The sequence below is a fragment of the Halomonas kalidii genome, assembly GCF_030010475.1.
GTDB lineage: Bacteria > Pseudomonadota > Gammaproteobacteria > Pseudomonadales > Halomonadaceae > Halomonas > Halomonas heilongjiangensis.
On record NZ_JASCQN010000027.1, the window covers coordinates 132892 to 154921 of the forward strand.

The 22030-nt window shown below is 69.1% G+C and carries 21 protein-coding genes and 1 tRNA gene; 5 read left to right on the forward strand and 17 right to left on the reverse strand.

Annotation, left to right across the window (positions count from 1 at the left end; all coding sequences use genetic code 11):
• Positions 1 to 100: 100 nt before the first annotated feature.
• Genes parE through pgi form a run of 3 tightly spaced genes read right to left on the reverse strand, consistent with a single transcriptional unit; the run spans position 101 to position 4330 of the window.
• Complete coding sequence (gene parE / locus QLQ85_RS06925) at positions 101 to 1981, reverse strand: DNA topoisomerase IV subunit B (protein WP_282738311.1); 1881 nt, start codon at positions 1979 to 1981, stop codon at positions 101 to 103.
• Positions 1978 to 2616, reverse strand: a complete 639-nt coding sequence (locus tag QLQ85_RS06930) for a YqiA/YcfP family alpha/beta fold hydrolase (protein ID WP_282738312.1) — start codon at positions 2614 to 2616, stop codon at positions 1978 to 1980. Before QLQ85_RS06930 ends, parE begins: the two co-directional genes overlap by 4 nt.
• Before the next feature lie 28 nt (positions 2617 to 2644).
• Positions 2645 to 4330 carry a glucose-6-phosphate isomerase gene (pgi, locus tag QLQ85_RS06935; RefSeq protein WP_282738313.1) on the reverse strand — a complete coding sequence of 562 codons (1686 nt, stop codon included), beginning with the start codon at positions 4328 to 4330 and terminating at the stop codon, positions 2645 to 2647.
• A gap of 87 nt (positions 4331 to 4417) precedes the next feature.
• Here pgi and cmoA point away from each other — a divergent pair, with 87 nt between their 5' ends.
• Positions 4418 to 5188, forward strand: coding sequence for a carboxy-S-adenosyl-L-methionine synthase CmoA (gene cmoA / locus QLQ85_RS06940; RefSeq protein WP_282738314.1), 771 nt, complete (start codon positions 4418 to 4420; stop codon positions 5186 to 5188).
• 1 nt (position 5189) lies between these two features.
• Entirely contained in the window at positions 5190 to 6182 is a 993-nt protein-coding gene (gene cmoB / locus QLQ85_RS06945; protein WP_282738315.1) for a tRNA 5-methoxyuridine(34)/uridine 5-oxyacetic acid(34) synthase CmoB, read from the forward strand.
• A 22-nt stretch (positions 6183 to 6204) separates the two neighbouring features.
• On the opposite strand, the gene QLQ85_RS06950 is transcribed toward cmoB, so the two are convergent.
• From QLQ85_RS06950 to QLQ85_RS07000, 11 genes are all read right to left on the reverse strand, one after another.
• Positions 6205 to 7014 carry an ABC transporter ATP-binding protein gene (locus QLQ85_RS06950; protein ID WP_282738316.1) on the reverse strand — a complete coding sequence of 270 codons (810 nt, stop codon included), beginning with the start codon at positions 7012 to 7014 and terminating at the stop codon, positions 6205 to 6207.
• Complete coding sequence (locus QLQ85_RS06955) at positions 7008 to 8081, reverse strand: FecCD family ABC transporter permease (RefSeq protein ID WP_282738317.1); 1074 nt, start codon at positions 8079 to 8081, stop codon at positions 7008 to 7010. The genes QLQ85_RS06950 and QLQ85_RS06955 overlap by 7 nt, the downstream gene beginning before the upstream one ends.
• Entirely contained in the window at positions 8074 to 9204 is a 1131-nt protein-coding gene (locus QLQ85_RS06960; RefSeq protein WP_282738318.1) for an ABC transporter substrate-binding protein, read from the reverse strand. Before QLQ85_RS06960 ends, QLQ85_RS06955 begins: the two co-directional genes overlap by 8 nt.
• A 170-nt stretch (positions 9205 to 9374) precedes the next feature.
• Entirely contained in the window at positions 9375 to 10049 is a 675-nt protein-coding gene (locus tag QLQ85_RS06965; RefSeq protein WP_282738319.1) for a zinc metallopeptidase, read from the reverse strand.
• Between the two features lie 54 nt (positions 10050 to 10103).
• A complete protein-coding gene (locus QLQ85_RS06970; protein ID WP_282738320.1) occupies positions 10104 to 11207 on the reverse strand; it encodes an App1 family protein in 1104 nt (367 codons plus the stop codon).
• A 189-nt stretch (positions 11208 to 11396) separates the two neighbouring features.
• Entirely contained in the window at positions 11397 to 12821 is a 1425-nt protein-coding gene (gene cysN / locus QLQ85_RS06975; protein ID WP_282738321.1) for a sulfate adenylyltransferase subunit CysN, read from the reverse strand.
• Complete coding sequence (gene cysD / locus QLQ85_RS06980; protein ID WP_282738322.1) at positions 12821 to 13813, reverse strand: sulfate adenylyltransferase subunit CysD; 993 nt, start codon at positions 13811 to 13813, stop codon at positions 12821 to 12823. Before cysD ends, cysN begins: the two co-directional genes overlap by 1 nt.
• 119 nt (positions 13814 to 13932) lie before the next feature.
• Positions 13933 to 14667 (reverse strand): phosphodiesterase, encoded by a 735-nt coding sequence (locus tag QLQ85_RS06985; RefSeq protein ID WP_282738323.1) that lies wholly within the window; start codon positions 14665 to 14667, stop codon positions 13933 to 13935.
• A 48-nt stretch (positions 14668 to 14715) separates the two neighbouring features.
• Positions 14716 to 15162, reverse strand: coding sequence for a DUF1249 domain-containing protein (locus QLQ85_RS06990; RefSeq protein WP_282738324.1), 447 nt, complete (start codon positions 15160 to 15162; stop codon positions 14716 to 14718).
• A gap of 1 nt (position 15163) precedes the next feature.
• A complete protein-coding gene (locus QLQ85_RS06995) occupies positions 15164 to 15811 on the reverse strand; it encodes an NUDIX domain-containing protein (RefSeq protein WP_282722242.1) in 648 nt (215 codons plus the stop codon).
• Between the two features lie 94 nt (positions 15812 to 15905).
• Complete coding sequence (locus tag QLQ85_RS07000; protein WP_282738325.1) at positions 15906 to 16541, reverse strand: hypothetical protein; 636 nt, start codon at positions 16539 to 16541, stop codon at positions 15906 to 15908.
• 148 nt (positions 16542 to 16689) lie between these two features.
• Here QLQ85_RS07000 and greB point away from each other — a divergent pair, with 148 nt between their 5' ends.
• Entirely contained in the window at positions 16690 to 17229 is a 540-nt protein-coding gene (greB, locus tag QLQ85_RS07005; protein ID WP_282738326.1) for a transcription elongation factor GreB, read from the forward strand.
• Here greB and QLQ85_RS07010 read toward each other — a convergent pair whose 3' ends face one another.
• Genes QLQ85_RS07010 through QLQ85_RS07020 form a run of 3 tightly spaced genes read right to left on the reverse strand, consistent with a single transcriptional unit; the run spans position 17230 to position 20571 of the window.
• Positions 17230 to 18237: a class I SAM-dependent methyltransferase gene (locus QLQ85_RS07010; protein ID WP_282738327.1), complete on the reverse strand. Its 1008-nt coding sequence runs from the start codon at positions 18235 to 18237 to the stop codon at positions 17230 to 17232.
• Positions 18234 to 19034 (reverse strand): methyltransferase domain-containing protein, encoded by an 801-nt coding sequence (locus QLQ85_RS07015; RefSeq protein ID WP_282738328.1) that lies wholly within the window; start codon positions 19032 to 19034, stop codon positions 18234 to 18236. Before QLQ85_RS07015 ends, QLQ85_RS07010 begins: the two co-directional genes overlap by 4 nt.
• Before the next feature lie 10 nt (positions 19035 to 19044).
• Positions 19045 to 20571 (reverse strand): amidase, encoded by a 1527-nt coding sequence (locus QLQ85_RS07020; protein ID WP_282738329.1) that lies wholly within the window; start codon positions 20569 to 20571, stop codon positions 19045 to 19047.
• A gap of 104 nt (positions 20572 to 20675) precedes the next feature.
• Between QLQ85_RS07020 and QLQ85_RS07025 the strand changes: the two genes are divergently transcribed.
• A tRNA-Arg gene (locus QLQ85_RS07025) sits at positions 20676 to 20752 on the forward strand.
• Between the two features lie 172 nt (positions 20753 to 20924).
• Entirely contained in the window at positions 20925 to 22013 is a 1089-nt protein-coding gene (locus QLQ85_RS07030; RefSeq protein ID WP_282738330.1) for a type 2 periplasmic-binding domain-containing protein, read from the forward strand.
• The last annotated feature ends 17 nt before the right edge of the window (positions 22014 to 22030 follow it).

Consider the following 22030-nt stretch of genomic DNA (forward strand, 5'->3'; position numbering starts at 1 on the left):
CTCGTGAACCTTGCTGACGGCGGCGCCTCCGCCGGGGTCTGACCCCAAAGGCGACTCCGCCCGCCCCGGCGCCGCGCGCCTTGGCGCCTGCAGCTTGGCGCTATACCTCGATATCCGCCAGGTTGCCGTAGTCTTCCAGCCAGCTCTTGCGGTCGGCGGAGCGCTTCTTGGCCAGCAGCATGTCCATCATCTCCATGGTGCCGTCACCGACCTCCCGGGTCAGTTGCACCAGGCGCCGCGTCTCGGGGGCCATGGTGGTCTCGCGCAGCTGCAGCGGACTCATCTCGCCCAGGCCCTTGAAGCGCTGGACGTTGGGCGTGCCGCGCTTGCCCTCGAGCTTGCGCAGGGTCGCCGCCTTCTCGCTCTCGTCCAGGGCGTAGTGCACTTCCTTGCCGAGATCGATGCGGTAGAGTGGCGGCATGGCGACGTAGACGTGGCCGGCGTCCACCAGCGCCGGGAAGTGGCGCACGAAGAGCGCGCACAGCAGGGTGGCGATGTGCAGCCCGTCGGAATCGGCGTCGGCGAGGATGCAGACGCGGTGGTAGCGCAGCTTGGAGAGATCGTCGCTGCCCGGGTCCATGCCGATCGCCACGGCGATGTCGTGGACCTCCTGGGAGCCGTAGATGTCGTGGGCCTCCACCTCCCAGGTGTTGAGGATCTTGCCGCGCAGCGGCAGGATCGCCTGGGTCTCGCGGTTGCGCGCCTGCTTGGCGCTGCCGCCGGCCGAGTCGCCCTCCACCAGGAACAGCTCGCTGCCGGCCGGGTCCTGGCCCGAGCAGTCGGCCAGCTTGCCGGGCAGCGCCGGCCCCGAGGTGACCTTCTTGCGCGCCACCTTCCTGGCACTCTTCTGGCGGCGCTGGGCGGCGCTGATCACCAGCTCGGCCAGCGCCTCGGCCTGGTCGACATGATGGTTCAGCCACAGCGAGAAGGCGTCCTTGACCACCCCGGAGACGAATCCGGCCACGGTGCGCGACGACAGCCGCTCCTTGGTCTGGCCGGCGAACTGGGGGTCGAGCATCTTCACCGAGAGCACGTAGGCGACCCGCTCCCAGAGGTCCTCGGCGGTGAGCTTGACGCCCCGGGGCAACAGGCTGCGGTACTCGCAGAACTCGCGCAGGGCCTCGAGCAGGCCGGCGCGCAGGCCGTTGACGTGGGTGCCGCCCTGGGGGGTGGGGATCAGGTTGACGTAGCTCTCCAGCAGCGGCTCGCCGCCCTCCGGCAGCCACTGGATCGCCCAGTCCACCCCCTGCTCGTCGTCGGCGAAGTGACCGACGAAGGGCGAGGCCGGCAGCACCTCATAGCCGTCGGTGGCCTGGGCCAGGTAGTCGCGCAGGCCATCCTCGTACTGCCAGGCGCTCTCGCCGCCGTCGGTCTCGACCAGCACCACCCTGAGCCCCGGGCAGAGCACCGCCTTGGCCCGCAACAGGTGCTTCAGGCGCCCCAGCGACAGCTTCGGGCTGTCGAAGTAGCCCTCCTCGGGCCAGAAGCGCACCACGGTGCCCCGGGCGCGCCTGGCGCAGCTGCCGATCACCGCCAGCGGGGAGGCCAGTTCGCCGTGCTCGAAGGCCATGGCGTGGCGGTTGCCGTCGCGCAGCACCTCCACCTCGAGCCGCTTCGACAGGGCGTTGACCACCGACACCCCCACGCCGTGCAGGCCGCCGGAGAAGCGGTAGCTCGACTGGGAGAACTTGCCGCCGGCATGTAGCCGGGTGAGGATCAGCTCGACCCCGGACACGCCGTGTTCGGGGTGGATGTCGATGGGCATGCCGCGACCGTCGTCGGTGACCTCGATGCCGCCATCCTCGAACAGCCGTACCGTGATCTCCTGGGCATGGCCGGCCAGCGCCTCGTCGACGCTGTTGTCGATGACCTCCTGGACCAGGTGGTTGGGGCGGCTGGTGTCGGTATACATGCCGGGGCGCTTGCGCACCGGTTCGAGGCCGGAAAGCACTTCGATGGAGCTGGCACTGTATTGCGTCATGCGTCGTCCACATCCTGATGGGTGATGCACCCGGGGGCCAACGAATGGCCGCCGTGGGCGAAGATCGCCGGCAGATAGTCGGCCAGCGCCGTGAAGCCGTGCTCCCCCCCGGGGTGAAGAATGGTCCGTGCGCCACGATAGAAGGCGAAGGCGTCGGCCGGGTCCAGGGTCTCGTCGGCACTGCCCAGCAGCAGCAGGTAGCGCCCCGGCGTGACACCCCGCGGGGTGAGCGCCTCGAGCTCCTCGAGATGGATGGCCTCGACGGAGAAGCGCTCGCCGGTATGCTCGTTGACGAAGGCCTCGCCGACCCAGTCGGTCACCAGCCGGGCCGGGCCCACCGCCGGGTTGATCAGCACCGCCGGCAGGTCGTGGCGCTCGGCGACCAGCGTCGCCAGGAAGCCCCCCATGGAGCTGCCCGCGACCAGCGGGTGCGGCCCCACCCCCTCGAGCAGCGACTCGGCCAGCCGCAGGGCCGCACGCGGCCGGTGGGGCAACTGCGGTGTCGCGCAGGGCAGCCCCAGGACGGTGCAGGCGGAGCGCATCAGAGCCGCCTTGGGCGAGCCGCTGCCACTGTTGAAACCATGCAGGTAGAGCACACCACTGACCGCCGGTACGTGCAGGGCAGCGCTCAGCATACCGCAACCCCTGTACAAACAGCCAGCCTCATCGCGAATCGGTCTCCGCCGCCCGCTCTGCCGCCCAGACGGCCTCGATCAGCGCGCGGGTGGATTCGTCCATGGCCTCGAGGCCCTGACGGCTCTCGAGAATGCGCTGGGTCTCGCCGGCGATCTTCTTGCCCAGCTCCACCCCCCACTGGTCGAAGGGGTTGATCTCCCAGATCGTGGCCTGGACGAACACCTTGTGCTCGTAGAGGGCGATCAGCGCCCCCAGCGTCGCCGGCGTCAGCCGATCGAGCAGCACCGTGCTCGAGGGCTGGTTGCCGCGATAGCGCTTGTGGCCGGGGCGCGGGCCAGCGTCGTCGATGGCGTCGTCGCCGAGCATCAGCACCCGCGACTGGGCGAAGCAGTTGGCGAGCGTCAGGCGGTGCTGGCTCATCAGGTGATCGCGGGTCGCCTCGTCGGTCACGTCGTCGTAGCGCACCAGGGGCGCGATGAAGTCGCACTCCACCGCCTGGGTGCCCTGGTGCAGCAACTGGTAGAAGGCGTGCTGGGCATTGGGCCCGAGCTGGCCCCAGAGTACCGGGCAGGTCGAATAGCCCACCTCGCGGCCGTCGTGGGTCACCGACTTGCCGTTGGACTCCATCTCGAGCTGCTCGAGGTAGGCGGCGAAGTACTCCAGGCGGCCGTCATAGGGCAGGATGGAATGGGCGCGGATATCGAGGAAGTTGACGTTCCAGATCCCCGCCAGGGCCAGCAGCACCGGCAGGTTGTCGGCAAGCGCCGCCTCGCGGAAGTGGCGGTCCATGGCGTGGGCCCCGGCGAGCAGCTCGCGGAAGTTGTCCATGCCGACCACCAGGGCGATGGGCAGGCCGATGCCGCCCCACAGCGAGTAGCGCCCGCCGACCCACTCCCAGAACTCCAGCTGGTGATCCGGCGCGATGCCCCAGTCGTTCATCTTCTCGGGGCTCGCCGAGACGCCGATGAAGTGCTGGCACATCACCAGCCCGTCGTCGACACCCTCCTCCTGGCCCAGGCGCGACACCAGCCAGTCCCGGGCGGTACGTGCATTGGAGAGGGTATCGATGGTGGTGAACGACTTCGACGAGAGCACGAACAGCGTGGTCTCGGGGTTGAGGCGGGCCAGGTAGTCGGCCAGTTGGGAGCCGTCCATGGTCGAGGCGAAGTGCACCTCGGTGCGGTGCACGTCGTCCGGCCGGTAGTCGGCCAGGGCGTGGGTCACCATCAGGGGGCCGAGATCGGAACCGCCGACCCCCAGGTTGACCACGTTGCGGATCGCCTTGCCGGTGGCGCCGCGCCACTGGCCGGCATGCAAGCGCTCGACCATGGTCGCCATGTGATCCAGGGTGGCGTGCACCCCGGGCACCAGGTCCTCGCCCTCCACCACCAGCGACGCCTCCGCCGGCAGGCGCAGGGCGGTATGCAGCGCCGGACGATCCTCGCTCACGTTGACCCGCTCGCCCTCGAGCAGGGCGCGGATCGCCTCGGGCAGGCCGGCCTCCCGCGCCAGGTCCAGCAGCAGGCCGAAGGTCTCGTCGGACCAGCGCTGCTTGGAGAGATCCAGGGTCAACCCCGCCGCATGGCGGGTATAGGCCGCATGGCGACCGGGCGTACCGGCGAAGAGGTCGCGCAGGTGCACGCCTCGCATGGCGTCGGCATGAGCGGTCAGGGCGCGCCAGGCGCCTCGCTGGTCGATCGGGGTATGGGTCATGGTTTCCTCCTGGACATCCTGTCGTGCAGCCGAGGCGCGTGAGACGTAGAATGGGCGTCCTTTTCCGCACGATTTCCGGCTTGGCCCATGAGTGACGCATCTTACCGTGACGCGATCTTTTCGACACCCCTCGATCGGATGGCGCGCTTCTCCTTCGATGAGCAGGTCGTGGCCTGCTTTCCCGACATGATCCGCCGTTCGGTACCGGGCTACGGCCAGATACTCGGCATGCTGGGGCTGATCGCCCGGCGCCACCTGCGTCACGGCGCCCACGTCTACGACCTGGGCTGTTCGCTGGGGGCCGGCGGCCTGGCGCTGGCCGGCCAGTTGCCACCGGACGCCTTCCACTACACCGGGGTGGACCTCTCGCCGGCCATGGTGGCCCGGGCCCGGGAGACCCTGGCCGCGGAGTGCCCGGAGCACGCCGTCGAGATCGTCGAGGGCGATATCCGCGAACTCGACTACCGCCCCTCGGGGATGATCGTGCTCGACTTCACCCTGCAGTTCCTCGCCCCCGGGGAGCGTGACGCCGTGATCGACAAGCTGTTCGCCGCCCTGGAACCCGGTGGCGTGCTGGTGCTCTCGGAGAAGATCGTGGCCGACGACGAGCAGGACAATGCCTGGCTGGTGGAACGCTACCATGACTTCAAGCGCGCCAACGGCTACAGCGAGCTGGAGATCAGCCAGAAGCGTACGGCGCTCGAGAACGTGCTGGTGCCCGACACCCTGGCGGCCCATCACGAGCGCCTGGCCCGTGCGGGCTTCCCCCGCTCGCAGACCTGGTTCCAGTTCCTGAATTTCGCTTCGCTGATCGCGTTCAAGGAGATCAGTGGCAGCCCCGGCGAGAGCGCGCGCTGACATGCCGATTGCTCCCGAGCACCGCGACCTCTACCGAGCCTTCCTCGCCCAGGGGCTCGACACCTGGCTGGCCCGCCTCCCCGAGCAGTTGGCTCGCGGGCTGGACCGCAGCCGCTACGGCGACCTGCCCGCCTGGGAGAAGGCGGTGGCCAAGCTGCCCGTCCTCCCCGAGGCCCGCGAGGTGGCGCTGGACGGCGATACCGTCAGCGTCGACCTGGCGCTGACCGACAGCCAGCGCCGCCAGTGCGAGAACCTGCTGCGCAAGCTCGCGCCCTGGCGCAAGGGGCCCTTCCGCCTGGGGGGCATCCACATCGATACCGAGTGGCGCTCGGACTGGAAGTGGCGGCGCGTCTCCCCGCACCTGGCGAGCCTCGCCGGCCGGCGGGTGCTCGACGTGGGCGGCGGCAGCGGCTACCACGCCTGGCGCATGGCGGGCGCCGGCGCCGCCTTCGTGCTGGTGATCGACCCCTCGCCACGCTTCTTCTGGCAGTTCCGGGCGGTGCGCCACTTCGTCGGCGACGCCGACGGGGGGCGCACCCACTTCCTGCCGGTGGGCATCGAGGAGGTGCCCGAGGGGCTCGCCTTCTTCGACACGGTGTTCTCCATGGGCGTACTCTACCACCGTCCCTCGCCGCTGGAGCACCTGCTGCAGCTCAGGGACGCCCTGCGCCCGGGCGGCGAGCTGGTGCTCGAGACCCTGGTGGTCGAGGGCGGCGCCACCACCGTGCTGCTGCCCGGCGAGCGCTACGCCGCCATGCCCAACGTCTACTTCCTGCCGTCGTCGGCCGCGCTCTGCCAATGGCTCGAACGCTGCGGGTTCGACAAGGTGCGCGTGGTGGACGAAGCGGTGACCACCACCGACGAGCAGCGTGCCACCGACTGGATGACCTTCCAGTCGCTGGCCGATTTCCTCGATCCGCACGACCCGAGCAGGACCCGCGAGGGCTACCCGGCGCCGCGGCGGGCGGTGGTGATGGCCCAGAGAGCGAAGTGAACGAGCTGGAGCAGGCGCGCTGCTACTCCGCTACGCAGGCGTTGGGCTCGGCAGACGACCGGGCGAATCGCTCGCCCTTCGCCGTGACGCGGTCGACGATGACCTGACCGATCCCGCGCGAGCACGACTCGATGCGCGCCTCGACGTGGTAGACCTCACGCAGGAGGGCGGGGGTGACGATGTCGGACGACCGGCCACAGGCGATCAGCCGGCCGTCGGCAATGACCATGGTCTGGTCGGCAAAGCGCAGGGCGTGATTGAGGTCATGCAAGGCGATCAGGACCACCATCCCGCGTGCGCGGGCAAGACTGCGCATGTGGGTCAGCACTTCCATCTGCCGCGAGAGGTCGAGTGCCGATGTCGGCTCGTCCATCAGCAGGACGTCCGGTTCCCGCACCAGCGCCTGCGCCAGGCTGGCGAGCTGCCGCTGGCCGCCGGACAGCTCGCCGATATTCTTGAAGGCGATGTCCGAGATGCCGAGGACCCCCATGGTCTCGTCGATGTGCCCGAGATCGTCATCACCGACCGTCCAGGACGTCCCCTGCTTGCGGGCGAGCAGGATCGATTCGTAGACGCTGAGCACCGAGTTGGCGGAGGTATCCTGGGGCATGTAGCAGACGGCGTCCCGTCCCGGCTTCGCCCCTTCGACTCGCACTTGCCCCGGCCCGCGCAGGAGCCCGGCGATGCGCTTGAAGAGCGTCGACTTGCCCGCCGCATTGGGGCCGATCACCGCCACCACTTCGCCGCCCGCGAAGGCTGGCGTCGTCACGCCCTGGACCCGGAGCGTCCTGCCATAACGCGCACCGAGACCGTCGAGCCGGATGGTTACCATGAGCGCCTCGCATTGGAGAGGATGAGGGAGACGAAGAAGGGAATGCCGATGAGCGACGTCACGACGCCGATCGGAAAGATGGTGCCGGGAACGAGGGCCTTGCTGAGCACGGAACTGGCGGAGAGGATGAGCGCCCCGGCCAGCGCCGAGGCCGGCAGGAAGAAGCGTTGGTCCTCGCCGATCAGCATGCGGGCGATATGCGGCCCGACGAGCCCGATGAAGCCGATCGTACCGACGAAAGCCACGGGGATGGCGGCCAGCAGGCTCACCATCATCAGCGTCTCCAGGCGCAGCCGCGTGACCTTGACGCCGAAGCTCGCCGCCTTGTCCTCCCCCAGCCTGAGCGCCGTCAGCGCCCAGGCGCGTCGTGCAAAGACCGGCAAGACGACGACCAGCGCGAGGGTGGTGATGGCGAGCTTCGGCCAGGTCGCCTTGGTGAGGCTTCCCATGGTCCAGAAGACGACCGCGGCCAGGGCCTGCGAGGAAGCCAGGAACTGGACGAGCGCCAGCAGGGCGTTGAAGGTGAAGACCAGGGCGATGCCGAGCAGCACGATGGTCTCGACCGTCACGCCACGCTTGATGCTGAGCAGGTGGATGAGAAACGCCGCCAGCATGGCCATGACGAAGGCGTTGATCGGTACCACGTAGGCGATGGCCGCGGGGATGAGGGCCACGCCGAAGGCCAGCGCCAGGGCCGCGCCGAAGCTCGCGGCGGCCGAGATGCCCAGCGTGAAGGGGCTGGCGAGGGGGTTGTTGAGAATGGTCTGCATCTGCGCCCCTGCCACGCTGAGCGACGCGCCGACCACCACGGCCATCAGTGCAACCGGCATGCGGATCTCCCACACCACGACCCGCACCTGCCGGGACACGCTGTCGGACGCCAACAGCGCCCGCACCACCTCGCCGAGGCCATAACGGGCGGGACCGATGGCGAGGTCGACGCACAGACTGAAGACGAGCGCCAGGCCGAGTCCCAGGAGAATCAGTTGCCGCCGCCAGACCAGGGCGCGGTAGCGGTTGCGTTCCACGCCCGCGGTGGGTGCGGCGATCGTCGTGGGTTCATTCATCGCTCAGCGAGACCCAATGGCCGGGCCGGTAGGTGACCGGCAGGTACCTGTCGTGCAGCTCGCGGAAGGTCGCCTCAGGATCGAGATCGGAGAACAGCTCGGGATGCAGCCACTTCGCCATCTGCTGGATGGCGACGAACTGATAGGGGCTGTTGTAGAACTGGTGCCAGATGGCGTGCATCTGCCCCGTCTCGACGGCCTTCACGCCGGTCAACGCCGGCCGTTCGGTCAGCGCCTCGAGCTTGCGCAGTGCTTCCGTCTCGTCCTGGCCAGGACCGACACCGACCCAGTCGCCACCGGGCACATAGGCCTCCCAATCGCCGCCGGTGACGATGACCTGGTCCGGGTCAGAGGCGATGATCTGCTCGGGGTTGAGCGTGCCGAAGGTGCCGGGAACGATATCCTTGGCGATGTTCTGCCCGCCGGCCATTTCGACGAACTTGCCGAAGTTCTCGTCGCCGAAGCTCATGCAGCAATCATCCGAATAGCCACCGGCGCGGTCGATGAACACGGCCGGGTGTTCGGGATCGGCCTCTGCGATGACATCGGTGACGCGCCGGATCTCGGCGGCACGCCACGCGCTGAACGACGCGGCCCGCTCCTCCTCGCCGAACAGCTGGCCGAAGAGGCGCATGCTCGGTTCGGTATTGGTGAAGGGATGCTCCCGAAAGTCGACATAGACCACGGGAATGCCGGCGGCGGCGAGCTTCTCGATATATCGGGCGTCTTCCGTCGCCTGCTGCGACTCGATGTTCATGATCACCACGTCGGGATCGAGGGCGACCGCCTGCTCCACGTCGAAGGTGCCGTCCTTGAAGCCGCCGAAGGTCGGGATCTCCGCCATCTGCGGAAACTGCTCGAGATAGATGGCGTAGTTGTCGGGATCGGCCTGGCTGAAATCCTCACGCCAGCCGACCACGCGCCTGAAGGGATCGTCCGTGTCGAGCGCGGCCACGAGATAGATCTGCCGCCCCTCCCCCAGGATGACCCGCTGGACCGGGGCGTCCACCTCGACCTGGCGGCCGGCGATATCGGTCACCGTGACGGGCTCCGCCTGGGCGTGGAGGGCCGAGGCGGCGAGTAAGGCGATGGCGGCACATGCCGCAAGCTTGCGGAGGGTCATGGAGGCCTCACGTGTGGTAGGGAATGTGCGGAATCATATGGCTAATGAAACCTATTCTCAATAGATATCCCTGCGATAACCGCCGATCGAGCCGGACTGAACCGATCATCGACATGACGATGGGGGCACCCCCCCTCCTCCTGCAGCGTGATTCCCCTGCGAGTGCCGCCCTACCGCCTGAGGATCACCAGCCACCGCCCCAGGTTGAGCAGGCTGGCCAGCGAGGCGGCCACGTAGGTGAAGGCGCAGGCGGTGAGCACATGGCGGGCGCCGGGCATGTCGCAGGGCGGGAGGTACTCCTTGAGCAGCGGCAGAGCCCGCTGGAAGCTGGCGTCGAACTCCACCGGCAGGGTCACCAGGTGCACCAGGGCGGCGGTACCGAAACTGATCACCGCGGCCAGCAGCACGATCAGCATGCCGCCGGGCATGCGGGTGAGGATGAACAGGAAGGGAGCCGCCATCATCAGCAGCGCCCCGATCTTCTCGGCCTGCTGGGCCACCGCCACCAGCCGGCTGCGCACCAGCAGCGGCGCATAGCCGTGGTGGTGCTGGATGGCGTGGCCCACCTCGTGGGCCGCCACCGTCACCGCGGTGAGCGAGCGTCCCGCGTAGTGCTCCCGGGAGAGCCGCACCCGCCGTGCGTCGGGATCGTAGTGATCGCCCTGGTCACTAAGCTCCACCTTCACCCCGTCGATGCCGAGCCGCCTGAGCAGGTGCTCGGCCAGCTCCGCCCCGGTACCCGGGTAGTCGTCCCGCGGCCGGGCATGCCGCTTGAGCACCCACTTCGCCCAGAGGTTGGGCAGCAGGAAAATGGCCAGCAGCACGCCGATCAGGACAACGATCATCGCGACCTCGCTCGCCTGGATACTGTTTCATCATCGCCACTGTGCCACCTGGCGTCATCCCTCATCGACGCACACCTGACGCACCGCCACCAGGTCAGCCCGGGAGATCCACCCATGCCGGCAGGCATGAGCCGCCATGGCGGCGCTGTCGGCGGCCAGCACCAGCTCGCAGTCGCTGTGCGCGATCTCCTCGCGCAGTCGCTCGATGGCCCGTTCGCGGTCGGGCTGGCGATCGACCCGGCGAATGTAGATCGCCTTCACCCGACCGGGATGCTCCTTGACGATACGGGTATAGACCTCGGGGTCGTGCTGTCCGCTATCGCCGATCAGCACGCAGGGCAGGTCCTCCATCATCGTCAGCATGCGGGTGATCAGGTCATGCTTGTGGTCTTCGGCGCGGCGTGGCCAGGGGCGGCGCCAGGAGAGCCCCCATTCGCGCAGGAACAGGATCGGCCCTACCGGGATGCGGTTGAGCTGAAAGAACGCCTCGAGCATCTCGTAGATGCTCCAGGGCCCCCTGGAGACGTAGAGGATCGGGCGCCTGGCCTCTCCATCGGCACCGACGTGAAGCGCCCGGTAGAGCGCCGCGACACCGGGAAAGGCGGTGCGCTGATGCGCCTTCTGCACGAAAAGCCGATAGAGCATGCGCAGCCTGTCGGCAACACCGGTATACATCACGGTGTCGTCGATATCGCTGATCACCAGCAGGTCGGTCTCTGGTGGTGGGATATACACCTCGGCGTGGCAGTGCATCCGGTCATCGCCCTGGGTGACCTGCAGCTCGGCCTGGTGCCAGGAGAGATCCTGCGGCAGCGGCGTCTGGAGGGGCAGATGAATGTCGAAGAAGCCGTCGCGATCGGTGGTCGCGGTGGTCCGGTTGGCGCCCAGGCTCGCCTCCACACGGACGCCGGCCACCCCATGGCGAGCGATGCGGCGCACCACGTCTGCCACGTCACGCAGCAGGCCATGGTGGGGAATCGCCCGGCCCAGAGCGGCCTGGCGGAACACCCGCCCCATCACGAAGACCTCCTGCCGGGAGCCATAGCCACGGTAGGGATGGACCATGATGCCACCGCGACCGAGGTCACGCTTCATCGGCCGGGTGATGAAATGCAGCACGCGCCTGACCACGCCGGCGGAACGCCGTCTGCCCCCCATCAGCCGTGCCGCTCCGGTTCACCCCGGCCCGGGAAGGGGGCCGCCCCGGTGTCTTGCCTCATGCGCATCGTGACCTCCGACCATGGTGAGCATCGATGATGGCCAGCATGGCACCGGCGGAGAGCATACCGCAACGCGAAGCCCCGCATGATAGCGGGGCTTCGGGCCTACGGGACTACGGGCGACGACTCAGCGCAGCAGATCACGCAGATCCTTGGCCTCCCAGTGCGGGAAGTACTTGCGCACCAGGGCGTTGAGCTCCAGCTCGAAACCGGCCCAGTCGACCTCGCCGTGGGCCCTGGCGACCCCCTCGGCGGTACCGCGGATCATCCCGGCGCCGACCGTCACGTTGCTCAGCCGGTCGATGACGATGAAGCTCCCGGTACCCGGGCTGGTGGCGTAGTCGTCCAGCGGCACCTCGGCGGTCAGCTCCACCCGGCAGCGGGCGATGGCGTTGAGCTCGAGACGCTCGGTGGCATGGCGCTCCAGGGTATTGACGTCGACCTGGTGGTGGATCGCTCCCACCTGGCCGGAGACCGAGCGTCCGGCCAGGCGGATGTCGTACGACCGCCCCGGGGTCAGCGCCTCCTCGTGCATCCAGACGATGTCGGCCTCGAAGGCATTCGCCATGGCCACCTCGGCGTCCGCGGCGACGAGCCAGTCGCCGCGGGAGATGTCGATCTCGTCGTCCAGGGTCACGGTGACCGCCTGGCCGGGCCAGGCCGCGTCCAGATCGCCGTCGAAGGTGACGATACGCTCCACCGTCGAGGTCTTGCCCGAGGGCAGCGCCTTGACCGCCTGGCCGGGGCGCAGCACGCCCGCCTCCAGGGTGCCGGCGTAGCCGCGGAAGTCGAGGTTCGGCCGGTTGACGTACTGCACCGGCAGGCGCAGGTCGGTGAGGTTGCGGTCGCGGCTGACTTCCACGCCCTCGAGCAGCTCGAGCAGCGCCGGGCCCTCATACCACGCCATGGCGGCGCTCTTGTTGACCACGTTATCGCCCTTCAGGGCCGACATGGGCACGAAGTGGATGTCCTCGGCCGAGAGCTGTTCGGCGAAGAGGCGATAGTCGGCGACGATCTCGTCGAAGCGCGCCTGGTCGAAGTCGACCAGATCCATCTTGTTGACCGCGATCACCAGATGCCGGATGCCCAGCAGATCGGCGATGAAGCTGTGCCGACGGGTCTGGGTCTGCACCCCGTAGCGGGCATCGATCAGGATGATCGCCAGGCTGGCGGTCGAGGCCCCGGTGGCCATGTTGCGGGTGTACTGCTCGTGCCCCGGGGTGTCGGCGATGATGAACTTGCGCTTGTCGGTGGAGAAGAAGCGGTAGGCGACATCGATGGTGATGCCCTGCTCGCGCTCCGACTGCAGGCCGTCGACCAGCAGCGCCAGGTCGACCTCCTCACCGGTGGTGCCACTCTTCTTCGAGTCGCGAGTGATCGCCGCGAGCTGGTCGTCGAAGATCATCTTGGAGTCGTGCAGCAGCCGGCCGATCAGGGTCGACTTGCCGTCGTCGACGCTGCCGCAGGTGATGAAGCGCAGCAGGTCCTTGTTCTCGTGCTCGTGCAGATACTGCTCGATGTTCTCGGCAATGAGGTTCGATTGGTGTGCCATCAGAAATAGCCCTCGCGCTTCTTCTTCTCCATGGAGCCGGCCTGGTCGTGGTCGATGGCGCGGCCGCTGCGTTCGCTGGTGCGGGTCAGCAGCATCTCCTGGATGATCTCGGGCAGGGTCGCGGCCTTCGACTCCACCGCACCGGTCAGCGGGTAGCAGCCCAGGGTGCGGAAGCGCACCCACTTCTCTTCGGGCACCTCACCGGGCTCGAGCGGCAGGCGCTCGTCGTCGACCATGATCAGCATGCCGTCGCGCTCGACGACCGGGCGCGGGGCGGCGTAGTAGAGCGGCACGATGGGAATCTGCTCGAGGTGGATGTACTGCCAGATGTCCAGCTCGGTCCAGTTGGAGAGCGGGAAGGCGCGGATCGACTCGCCCTTGTTGACCCGGGCGTTGTAGAGGTTCCACAGCTCGGGACGCTGGTTCTTGGGGTCCCAGCGGTGGAACTTGTCGCGGAAGGAGAACACGCGCTCCTTGGCACGGCTCGCCTCCTCGTCGCGGCGGGCGCCGCCGAAGGCGGCATCGAAGCCGTACTTGTCCAGCGCCTGCTTGAGGGCCTGGGTCTTCATCACGTCGGTGTAACCGCTCGAGCCGTGATCGAAGGGGTTGATGCCGGCGGCCCGCCCCTCCTCGTTGATGTGCTCGATCAGCTCCATCCCCGATTCCGCCGCCATGCGATCGCGGAAGGCGATCATCTCGCGGAACTTCCAGGTGGTGTTGACGTGCATCAGCGGAAACGGCGGAGGCCCGGGATAGAAGGCCTTGCGCGCCAGGTGCAGCATCACCGAGGAGTCCTTGCCGATGGAGTAGAGCATCACCGGGTTCGAGAACTCGGCCGCCACCTCGCGGATGATATGGATCGACTCGGCCTCGAGCTGCTCGAGATGGGTCAGCCGACGCGGCGTGACGGCGGCAACCGACGCCGCGCCACTGGCCTGGGCGGCCGATTCGCGGATCGGTGCATGACGTGTCGGTGCAACATGAGTGGTCATGGCCCGGCTACCTCGCATGACGTTGAGCGTGAGATCATGCGCCACAGGTTAACGCCAGACCAATAATAACCCAAAAGAATTAATAACTATCTTTTTAGAACGAAAGAGGCTGGCCAGATTCACAGCTCGACGCGCTCGACCCAGGTGGTCAGGTCGCCGGCCTCGAGGTCGACGACCCGATAGCCGGGACGCGACGCCTCGTCGACGGCGAAGGTCTCGGCGCCGGGCAGGAACTGATCGGTGGTGGAGGGACAGCCGTAGACCGCCACCTCCCCCTCTTCCAGCCGCCGGCGGCTGGCGAAGGCCTGGTGGATATGGCCGCAGAGCACCGCCTTCACCTGCCGAAAGGCCGCCAGGGTCTGCCAGAAGGCCTCGCGGTCCTTGAGGCCGATCTCGTCGAGCCAGGCCGAGCCGACGGCCAGGGGCGGATGATGCATCACCAGCAGGGTCGGTCGGTCGTCCTCCTCGAGCCGGTCGGCCAGCCGGCCGAGCCGCTCGGGCCCCAGCTCGCCGTGGGGCTGGCCGCCGACCCGGGTATCGAGCAGCAGCACCCGCCAGGTATCGAGATCCAGGTCGTCGAGCAGTTCGCGTGTCTCGACCATCAGCGCCGGCTGGTCGTGGTTTCCCGCCAGCCAGAACCAGGGCGCGTTCAGCTGCGCCAGGGCACGGGCCGCCAGCTGGTAGGAGGCCGCGGTCTCGTCCTGGCTGACGTCACCGGTCACCAGCACCACGTCCGGCCGCTCGCGGTTCACCGCCTCGATCACCGCCTCGAGCTGGCGCAGCGGGAATCCGGCCCGGGAACGAGCCCGGGGGTCGGCATGCAGGTGGCAGTCGCTGATCTGGACCAGTCGCATCGGGGCAGCCTCTCCTCAGCACGGCTCGTTCAAGGTCACTGGTTCACTTCAAGGCAGCTCGGGCAGGTCGACGGAGTGGCCGTGGGCCAGGCCGTATTCGAGCCACTCGCCGAGGAAGCGGTTGAGCTGCAGCTTCTCGTCGGGCTGGTGCATGCGTGCGTTGGGGTAGCGGTAGCGGCCATGGAAGTGGCGCTGGCGCTGGAAGTCGGTGACTTCGGCCATGCGCACGTCGTGGTAGAGGTGCACGCGCATGCGCGGGGTCTCGATCATCTGGTCGAGGACGCCCTGCTGGGAGACCCGAGCGATGGTGGTGTAGGGGGCCTGCTCGAGCACCTCGATGCACAGCGCACCCAACCGTCGACCGCCGCGGAGCAGCTCCACCTCGCGGATCTCGCCGGCGTCCAGTTCCCCCAGCAGCCGGGTCAGGCGCAGGTAGTTGGCGGTGCACTCGCCCTGCAGGGTCTTCAGGTCGGTGACATAGGCTGTTCTCGACACGCTACCTCCTTGCTCGCAGTGATGCGCGTTCGCCCGCCAGCCAATGGAAGGCGATCAGACACATGGCATTGTCGAGTCGCCCGGCCTGGAGGAGTTCCCACGCTCGGGTAAACGGCAACACATGCACGCGGATGTCCTCGTGCTCCTCGTCGAGCCCGTGCACCCCACCGAGGCCACGGCTGTCGACCAGACCGCAGAACAGGGTGACCCGCTCGTCGCAGGCCCCGGGGCTGGGGTAGTAGGTATGCAGCTCGATCAGCTCGCCCACCTCGCAGCCGGCCTCTTCCAGCGTCTCGCGACGGGCGACCTCGGCGACGCTCTCGCCCCGCTCGACGAGCCCCGCCACCACCTCCAGCTTCCAGGGCGACGCAGGATCGTCGAACGCACCGGCACGGAACTGCTCGATCAATACCACGGTATCTCGCTCCACATCATAGAGCAGCACGCCCACGGCGTCGTGGCGACGATGCACTTCGCGCACGACCTCGCCGCTCCAGCCGCCCTCGAACAGGCGATGGCGCAGGTGCAGCTCCTCCAGGCGAAAGAAGCCCTGGTGCAGGCAGCGCCGCTCCAGCAGCTCGGCATCGGCGGCCGTGAAGGACAGCTGTGCGGTGAGATCCTGATCGTGCGGGTGACGGGGGTCGCTCATGCCGGTCTCCGGGTCGCAGGGTGGCGACCATTATCATGACCCGGCGAGGGGATGCCAACCGCCGCGGTAGGCGGCGGCCGGGGGAAGGACCGCCTCAGAGGCGGGACAGCAGCGCCCGGGCCTGTTGCCGCAGCGCCTCGTCGGAGGCCTGGCGATCCGCGCGGGCCCGGCCCTCGACGGCACGCCGCGCATGTTCCCGGGCCTCGTCGACTCGCCCCTCGTCGGCGAGGAAGGCAGCGTAGTAGAAATTGACGTCGATGCCCTCGGGGCGGATCTCCAGCGCGCGGCGGAACATGCGCTCGGCGGTGTCGCTATTGCCGAAGCCCAGCGGCCGTCCGGGGGCACGATGGTAGAGGGCCCCCAGGGTCACGTAGGCCGAACCGTTGCCCCCCTGCGGGTCGAGCTCGACGGCCTGCTCCAGGGCGTCGCGGGCACTGCGGGCGCTGCCCAGGGCCCCCAGGCCGCTGCGTTCCCGGGCATGGGAGGCCTCGATGATGCCATGCCAGACCCGCGGCATTGCCGCGTCGGGATGGGCCTCGGCCAGGCGCTCGGCCTCCCCGGACAGTTCCTTCAGGGCGCCGCGGCGCTCCCCCTCCGGCAACTCGGTGGTGACCCGTTCCCAGCGACTCTTCAGGGCATCGACCTGTGCTTCCCAGGCGAGCAGATGGGTGAGCGGGGCGATGGCGAGCCCCAGCCCCAGGGCGGTGGCCAGCAGATGGCGTCGAATCATGCGCTGTCTCCTCGGTGTCTTGTCGTTGTCCCACCCCTGAAATGTAACGAACGTTTGAATGATTCTCCAGTACGGATCTCCCCGGCTTGGCGATGCCGCCGCCGATGGCGTATGTTGCCTCTCTCACGTGGAAGGAAGGGCGACGCCGATGAAGGGCCGCAACATGACGCGCTGGCGCGACCCGGCCAAGGACCCGCGCCAGGAACCGAAGAGCAACCTGATCACCGCCGAAGGCGCCGACCGCCTGCGCGGCATTCTCGACCACCTGTCGCGGGTCAAGCGTCCCGCGCTCTCGGCCAAGGTCGGCGAGGCCGCGGCACTCGGCGACCGCAGCGAGAACGCCGACTACACCTACAACAAGAAGGAGCTCAACCGGGTCATCGCCCGGATCCGCTACCTGACCAAGCGCCTCGACGAACTGCAGGTGGTGGATCGGCTCCCGGAAGACACCGACCGGATCTACTTCGGCGCCTTCGTGACCCTGGAGGACGACGACGGCGAGGAGATGCGTATCCGCCTCGTCGGCCACGACGAGACCGACACGGCGAAACGCTGGATCAGCGTCGACGCCCCGCTGGCCAAGGCCCTGCTCGGCAAGTCGCTGGACGACGAGGTAACCGTCGCCGCCCCCGGCGGCGAGACCACCTATGTGATTACCGAGATCGCCTATCGCGAGCCCCAGTCCTGATCAGCGCCTGATCGCGCGGTAGACCCGGAAGCGGCGGTCGTCGGCGAGGATCTCGAAGCCGCCGAAGGCGCGCTCGAGCAGATCTGGGTAGGGCAGGAAGGCGTTGGCGACGATCACCAACTGGCCGCCGGACCGCAGGTGGTCGGGCGCCTCGAGGATCAGCCGCGCCGCCGGACCATAGTCGATGGCCCGCTCCTGGTGGAAGGGCGGGTTGCTGACGATGGCCGCGAAGCGCCTCTCGCCGAGCGCGGCATAGACATCACCGACCCGCGCCTCGCCGGCCAGACCGTTGGCGGCGAGCGTGCGACGGGTCGCCTCCACGGCGAACGCGTTGACGTCCACCGCCGTGACCCGGGCCCCGCGCCGGGCCAGCCAGGCGGCCAGGATGCCGTCGCCGCAGCCCATGTCCAGTATCTCGGCCGACCCTTCCGGCAGCACCGCCGGCAACCGCTCGAGCAGCAGCCGGGTGCCGTCGTCGAGCTTGCCGTGGCCGAACACGCCCGGGTGACTGACCAGCGTCACCCCCTCGGCCTCGAACGACGACCAGGCCGCCTCGGGGTCGAGGCCGACCCGGCCGAGGCGCGTCTCGAACAGCGAGCAGCGCCGGGCGGTGTCGCGCTTGCGACAGCCCAGGCCCAGCGCCGCCAGCACCCGGAGCACCCGCCGGATGCCCCCCTGGTTCTCGCCGGCGAGTTGCAGCGGCGTGCCCGGCGGCAGCACCGCACAGAGCCACAGCAGCCACCACTCGCCGAGCGCATGGCTCTTGGGCCAGAACAGCACGACCCCGGGCACGCCGCCACCGGCGGTGCCCGGCAGGCCGTCGTCGAAGGGCGAGAAGGCCGGCCGGCCCCGCGCGCGCCAGGCCTCGATCACCGACTGGTCGGCGCTGATCGTGGTGCCCTCCCCGCTCTCCAGCCAGGCGTCCCGCGGCGGGGCCACCCACCACCAGCCACGGTAGTCGAGGTCCTGGCGTTCCAGCAACTGGCAGACCGGGGTCTCGGCGCTCATGGGAGGGGCTCCTGGGGGCGGGGTTCGAGGGTGTAGAGCAGGTAGCGGCCCAGCCGCCAGTGAGGATCGACGCGGCAGTAGCGCTGCTCGAGGGCGAGCAGGCGTGCCCGGTCGGCATCGGACGGTGGCGGCTGGCGCAGGTAGTCGTGGAAGACGCGGATGCCGGCGACCGCCGAGATCGCCAGCCCGCTCTCGGCCGCCCAGGCCTCGACCTGGCCATGGGTCAGCGGCGAGATCGGCGTCAATCGCCGGCGCTTACCGGTGCCCTCGAGACGGTCGGCGAGCGCCTTCTCCAGGTTGCCCTTGACCACGTTGGACATCCGCAGCGCATCGCGGTTGAAGACCATCAGCGAGAGCTGGCCGCCCGGCGCCAGCAGCCTGGCCAGGGTGGCGAGCGCCGAGCGCGGGTCGGCCAGCCACTCGAGCACCGCATGGCAGGCGATCAGCCGCCAAGGGCCGGGGGCACACTCCGGCAGAGCCTGCAGCGGCGCCTGGAGCAGGCTCACCGGCTGCCCGGCCAGCCGCGCCCTGGCCCGCTCGAGCATCTCGCCGGAGGGCTCGGCCAGTGTCACCGGGTGGCCGCGTGCGGCGAACCAGGCCGCCAGTTGGCCGAGGCCGCCCCCCACGTCGAGCACCGGCTGGCCGTCGAGGTCGAGCATCTCCGGCAGCAGCCGGTCGAGCAGCGCCAGGCGCAGCTCGCCGCGGGCCGCGCCGTAGAGGCTGTCGGCAAACTTGTCGGCCAGGCCATCGAAGTGGCGGTCGCCGGCCGGGGACAGGGACGAAGGGATATCGGGCATGCCGGGCATTCTACCCGGGATCGGCCCGCGACTCACCGTTCGCCGAGCGAGGCAGCCGGTGCCCCCAGCCGCTGTCGGCCTCGAGCTCGGCGGCCAGCGCCAGCAGACGACGCTCGTCACCCATGGGGCCGATCGCCTGCACCCCCACTGGCAGGCCGTCCGGCGTGACATGCAGCGGCAGCGACATGGCCGGCTGGCCGGTGAGATTGGCCAGTTGGGTGAAGGGGGTGCGGCATAGCGCATCCCTGGCCAGGCGATGCAGCATGCCCGCCTTCAACGCCAGGGGGGCGGCCCCCGGCAAGGCCAGCAGCGACATCAGCCGCTCCTTGCCGGCGTCGGGATAGAGTTCACCCAGGCGCGGCGCCGGGGTCGCCGCCACCGGCATCAGCAGCACGTCGAAGCGGCGATGGAACTCGCCCATGGCCCGCGCCACCCGGTTCCAGTAGCGCTTGGCGAGCTCATAGTCCCGCGCCGACAGCCAACGCCCCAGCCGACCGATGGCTCGGGTCGATGGCTCGATGTCGAGCCGCCTCACCGGGACGCCGGTCTGCTCGCTGATCCAGGCCAGGTCGGCGGCCAGGTGGCCCAGGTAGAGCGTCAGGTAGCTGTCGGCCAGGCGCTCGCCCTCGACCGGCGGATCGCACCACTCCACCCCGTGGCCCATCGCCTCCAGGCGGCGGGCGGCCTGCTCCACCGCGTGTTGCACGTCGGGGGCGAGCCGGGTGCCCAGCGGCGCCCCCAGTGACTCGCCCAGGGAGACGGCGACCCGCAGCCGCGCAGGAGGACGGGCGATGGCGGCCAGGAAGCCCTCCTCGCGGAGGAGCGGCTGCGGCGCCCCCTCGTCCATGCCATTGGTTCGATCGAGCAGTGCCGCGCTGTCGCGTACGCTGCGGGTCAGGGCGTGCTCCACCACCGCCCCTTGCCACACCTCGGCGTACTGCGGGCCCAGCGGCACCCGCCCGCGGGAAGGCTTGAGGCCGAACAGCCCACAGTGGCTCGCCGGGATGCGCAGTGAACCACCGCCATCGCCGCCCATGGCCAGGGGCACCAGCCCACCGGCCACCGCCGCGGCGGCCCCGCCGCTGGAACCGCCCGGCGAGAACCCGGCCTTCCAGGGGTTCAGCGGATGGGCAAAGGCCCGCGGCTCGGTGATGCCCATCAGGCCCAGTTCCGGGGTGGCGGTCTGGCCGAGGATCACCAGTCCCGCCTCGCGCAGGCGACGCACCAGCGAGGCGTCCTCCGGCGCCCGCCAATCGACCAGGGCCGCACTACCGAAGGCGAGCGGCTCGCCGCCAATGGCCATCAGCAGGTCCTTGGTCAGGGTCGGCACCCCGGCGAAGGGCGCTGCGGGATCGATCCGGCGCCCCTCCTGCTCGGCCCGTTCGAAGCGATAGCGCACCACCGCGCCCAGCCGTGGATTCTCCGCTTCGATGGCGGCACAGGCCGCCGCGAAGACCTCCTCCCGGCTCACCTCGCCGCGACGGATCAAGGCCGCCAGCCCCAGGCCGTCGTAGGCGCGATACTCGCTCGGCTCCATGGCACTCCCTTCCACCCGATCCTCGTTCGGATCCCTCGACAGCGCCGGCCCCGGGCCGACGGGTTTATCTCATTCGCTCAAGCGCTTATAATGCGCCGCGTTTCGCCCTCTTAGCTCAGCAGGATAGAGCAGCCGCCTCCTAAGCGGCAGGTCGCAGGTTCGAATCCTGCAGAGGGCGCCACACCCGCTCGCTTTCTTCTCGTCAGCCTACACCCTTGGGCCGGGTCTTCGCCCGGCTCCTGCGCTCCCGGCAGTGGTGATCGCCTCGCCTGCTGCCTATGCTTCTCCAAGCCCTGTGCCGGAGAGCACAACGGGGCAGTATGGACAACGATCGCCGCACCGGAGCCCGTCACATGGCCAAGTTCCGCCTCCTGCCGACCCTGCTGGCGGGCATGATGCTCTCCGTCGCCAGCCTGTCGGATACCGCCCGGGCCGCCGACTACTATGCCGGCAAGACCATCCGCATGATCATTCCCCTCGCCCCCGGGGGCGGCACCGACACCTTCGGCCGCCTGATCGGCCGCCACCTGGGCCGCCATATACCCGGCCGGCCGACCATCGAGGCCGAGAACGTCACCGATGTCGGCGGCCTGCTGGGCAGCAACGAGTTCGCCGAAGGCGTCGAGCACGACGGCACCACCCTGCTGGCAAGCTCCGGCCACCTCAACCTGCGCGCCATCCTCGGGCTACGCGGGCTGCGCCTCGACCTCGACGAACTGGAACCCCTGGTCGCCGCCCCCATGGGCCATGTCACCGTCATTGCCGCCCGGGCCGGCATCGCGGAGCCACGCGAGGTGCTCGACGCCGAGGGTCCGCTGACCAAGGGCATCACCGACCCGATCGGCCTGCTCGAGTCGCTGATGGCCATGGAGCTGCTCGGGCTCGACTACCGGGGCGTGCCCGGTTACGGCAACCGCGGCGACACCCTCACCGCCTTCGAACGCGGCGAGCTGATGATCAACACCCAGAGCACTGCCTTCTACCTCGACAGGGTGGCGCCACTGGTCGAGGCCGGCAGCGCCATGCCGCTCTACGCCATCGGCTTCATCGACGAGGAGGGCAACCCGGTGCGCGACCCGGCGGTACCGGACATGATCACCGCCCCCGAGCTCTACGAGCAGATCCACGGCGAGATGCCCTCCGGCATCGCCTGGGAAGCCTTCAAGGTCACGGTACCCCTGGTACAGAACACGCGCGGCACCATCTGGGTCCACGCCGACATCCCCGAGCAGGCCATGGAGGCCCTGCGCCAGGGGGTCGCGGCGATGGTCGACGACCCCGAGTTCCAGGCGGCCCGCGACGAGATTCTCGGGGACTATGGGGTCATCCAGGGCGACGAGCTCGACTGGGTCAGGGCCACCATGGACGCCATCTCGCCGGAACTGATGAACTACCTGCGCGACCTGCTCGGCACACGCTTCGGCACCGAGTTCGAGGGATGACTCGCCGGTGCGCGGCG

Coding starts and splice junctions, on each gene's coding strand:
- parE (WP_282738311.1), bottom strand. CDS start 1,981: ATGACGCAATACAGTGCCAGCTCCATCGAAGTGCTTTCCGGCCTCGAA.
- cysN (WP_282738321.1), bottom strand. CDS start 12,821: ATGGCACACCAATCGAACCTCATTGCCGAGAACATCGAGCAGTATCTG.
- QLQ85_RS07015 (WP_282738328.1), bottom strand. CDS start 19,034: ATGCCCGATATCCCTTCGTCCCTGTCCCCGGCCGGCGACCGCCACTTC.
- QLQ85_RS07010 (WP_282738327.1), bottom strand. CDS start 18,237: ATGAGCGCCGAGACCCCGGTCTGCCAGTTGCTGGAACGCCAGGACCTC.
- cysD (WP_282738322.1), bottom strand. CDS start 13,813: ATGACCACTCATGTTGCACCGACACGTCATGCACCGATCCGCGAATCG.
- QLQ85_RS07030 (WP_282738330.1), top strand. CDS start 20,925: ATGGCCAAGTTCCGCCTCCTGCCGACCCTGCTGGCGGGCATGATGCTC.
- greB (WP_282738326.1), top strand. CDS start 16,690: ATGAAGGGCCGCAACATGACGCGCTGGCGCGACCCGGCCAAGGACCCG.
- QLQ85_RS06965 (WP_282738319.1), bottom strand. CDS start 10,049: ATGATCGTTGTCCTGATCGGCGTGCTGCTGGCCATTTTCCTGCTGCCC.
- cmoB (WP_282738315.1), top strand. CDS start 5,190: ATGCCGATTGCTCCCGAGCACCGCGACCTCTACCGAGCCTTCCTCGCC.
- QLQ85_RS06995 (WP_282722242.1), bottom strand. CDS start 15,811: ATGAGCGACCCCCGTCACCCGCACGATCAGGATCTCACCGCACAGCTG.
- QLQ85_RS06985 (WP_282738323.1), bottom strand. CDS start 14,667: ATGCGACTGGTCCAGATCAGCGACTGCCACCTGCATGCCGACCCCCGG.
- QLQ85_RS06970 (WP_282738320.1), bottom strand. CDS start 11,207: ATGGGGGGCAGACGGCGTTCCGCCGGCGTGGTCAGGCGCGTGCTGCAT.
- QLQ85_RS06930 (WP_282738312.1), bottom strand. CDS start 2,616: ATGCTGAGCGCTGCCCTGCACGTACCGGCGGTCAGTGGTGTGCTCTAC.
- pgi (WP_282738313.1), bottom strand. CDS start 4,330: ATGACCCATACCCCGATCGACCAGCGAGGCGCCTGGCGCGCCCTGACC.
- QLQ85_RS07000 (WP_282738325.1), bottom strand. CDS start 16,541: ATGATTCGACGCCATCTGCTGGCCACCGCCCTGGGGCTGGGGCTCGCC.
- QLQ85_RS07020 (WP_282738329.1), bottom strand. CDS start 20,571: ATGGAGCCGAGCGAGTATCGCGCCTACGACGGCCTGGGGCTGGCGGCC.
- QLQ85_RS06955 (WP_282738317.1), bottom strand. CDS start 8,081: ATGAATGAACCCACGACGATCGCCGCACCCACCGCGGGCGTGGAACGC.
- QLQ85_RS06960 (WP_282738318.1), bottom strand. CDS start 9,204: ATGACCCTCCGCAAGCTTGCGGCATGTGCCGCCATCGCCTTACTCGCC.
- QLQ85_RS06950 (WP_282738316.1), bottom strand. CDS start 7,014: ATGGTAACCATCCGGCTCGACGGTCTCGGTGCGCGTTATGGCAGGACG.
- cmoA (WP_282738314.1), top strand. CDS start 4,418: ATGAGTGACGCATCTTACCGTGACGCGATCTTTTCGACACCCCTCGAT.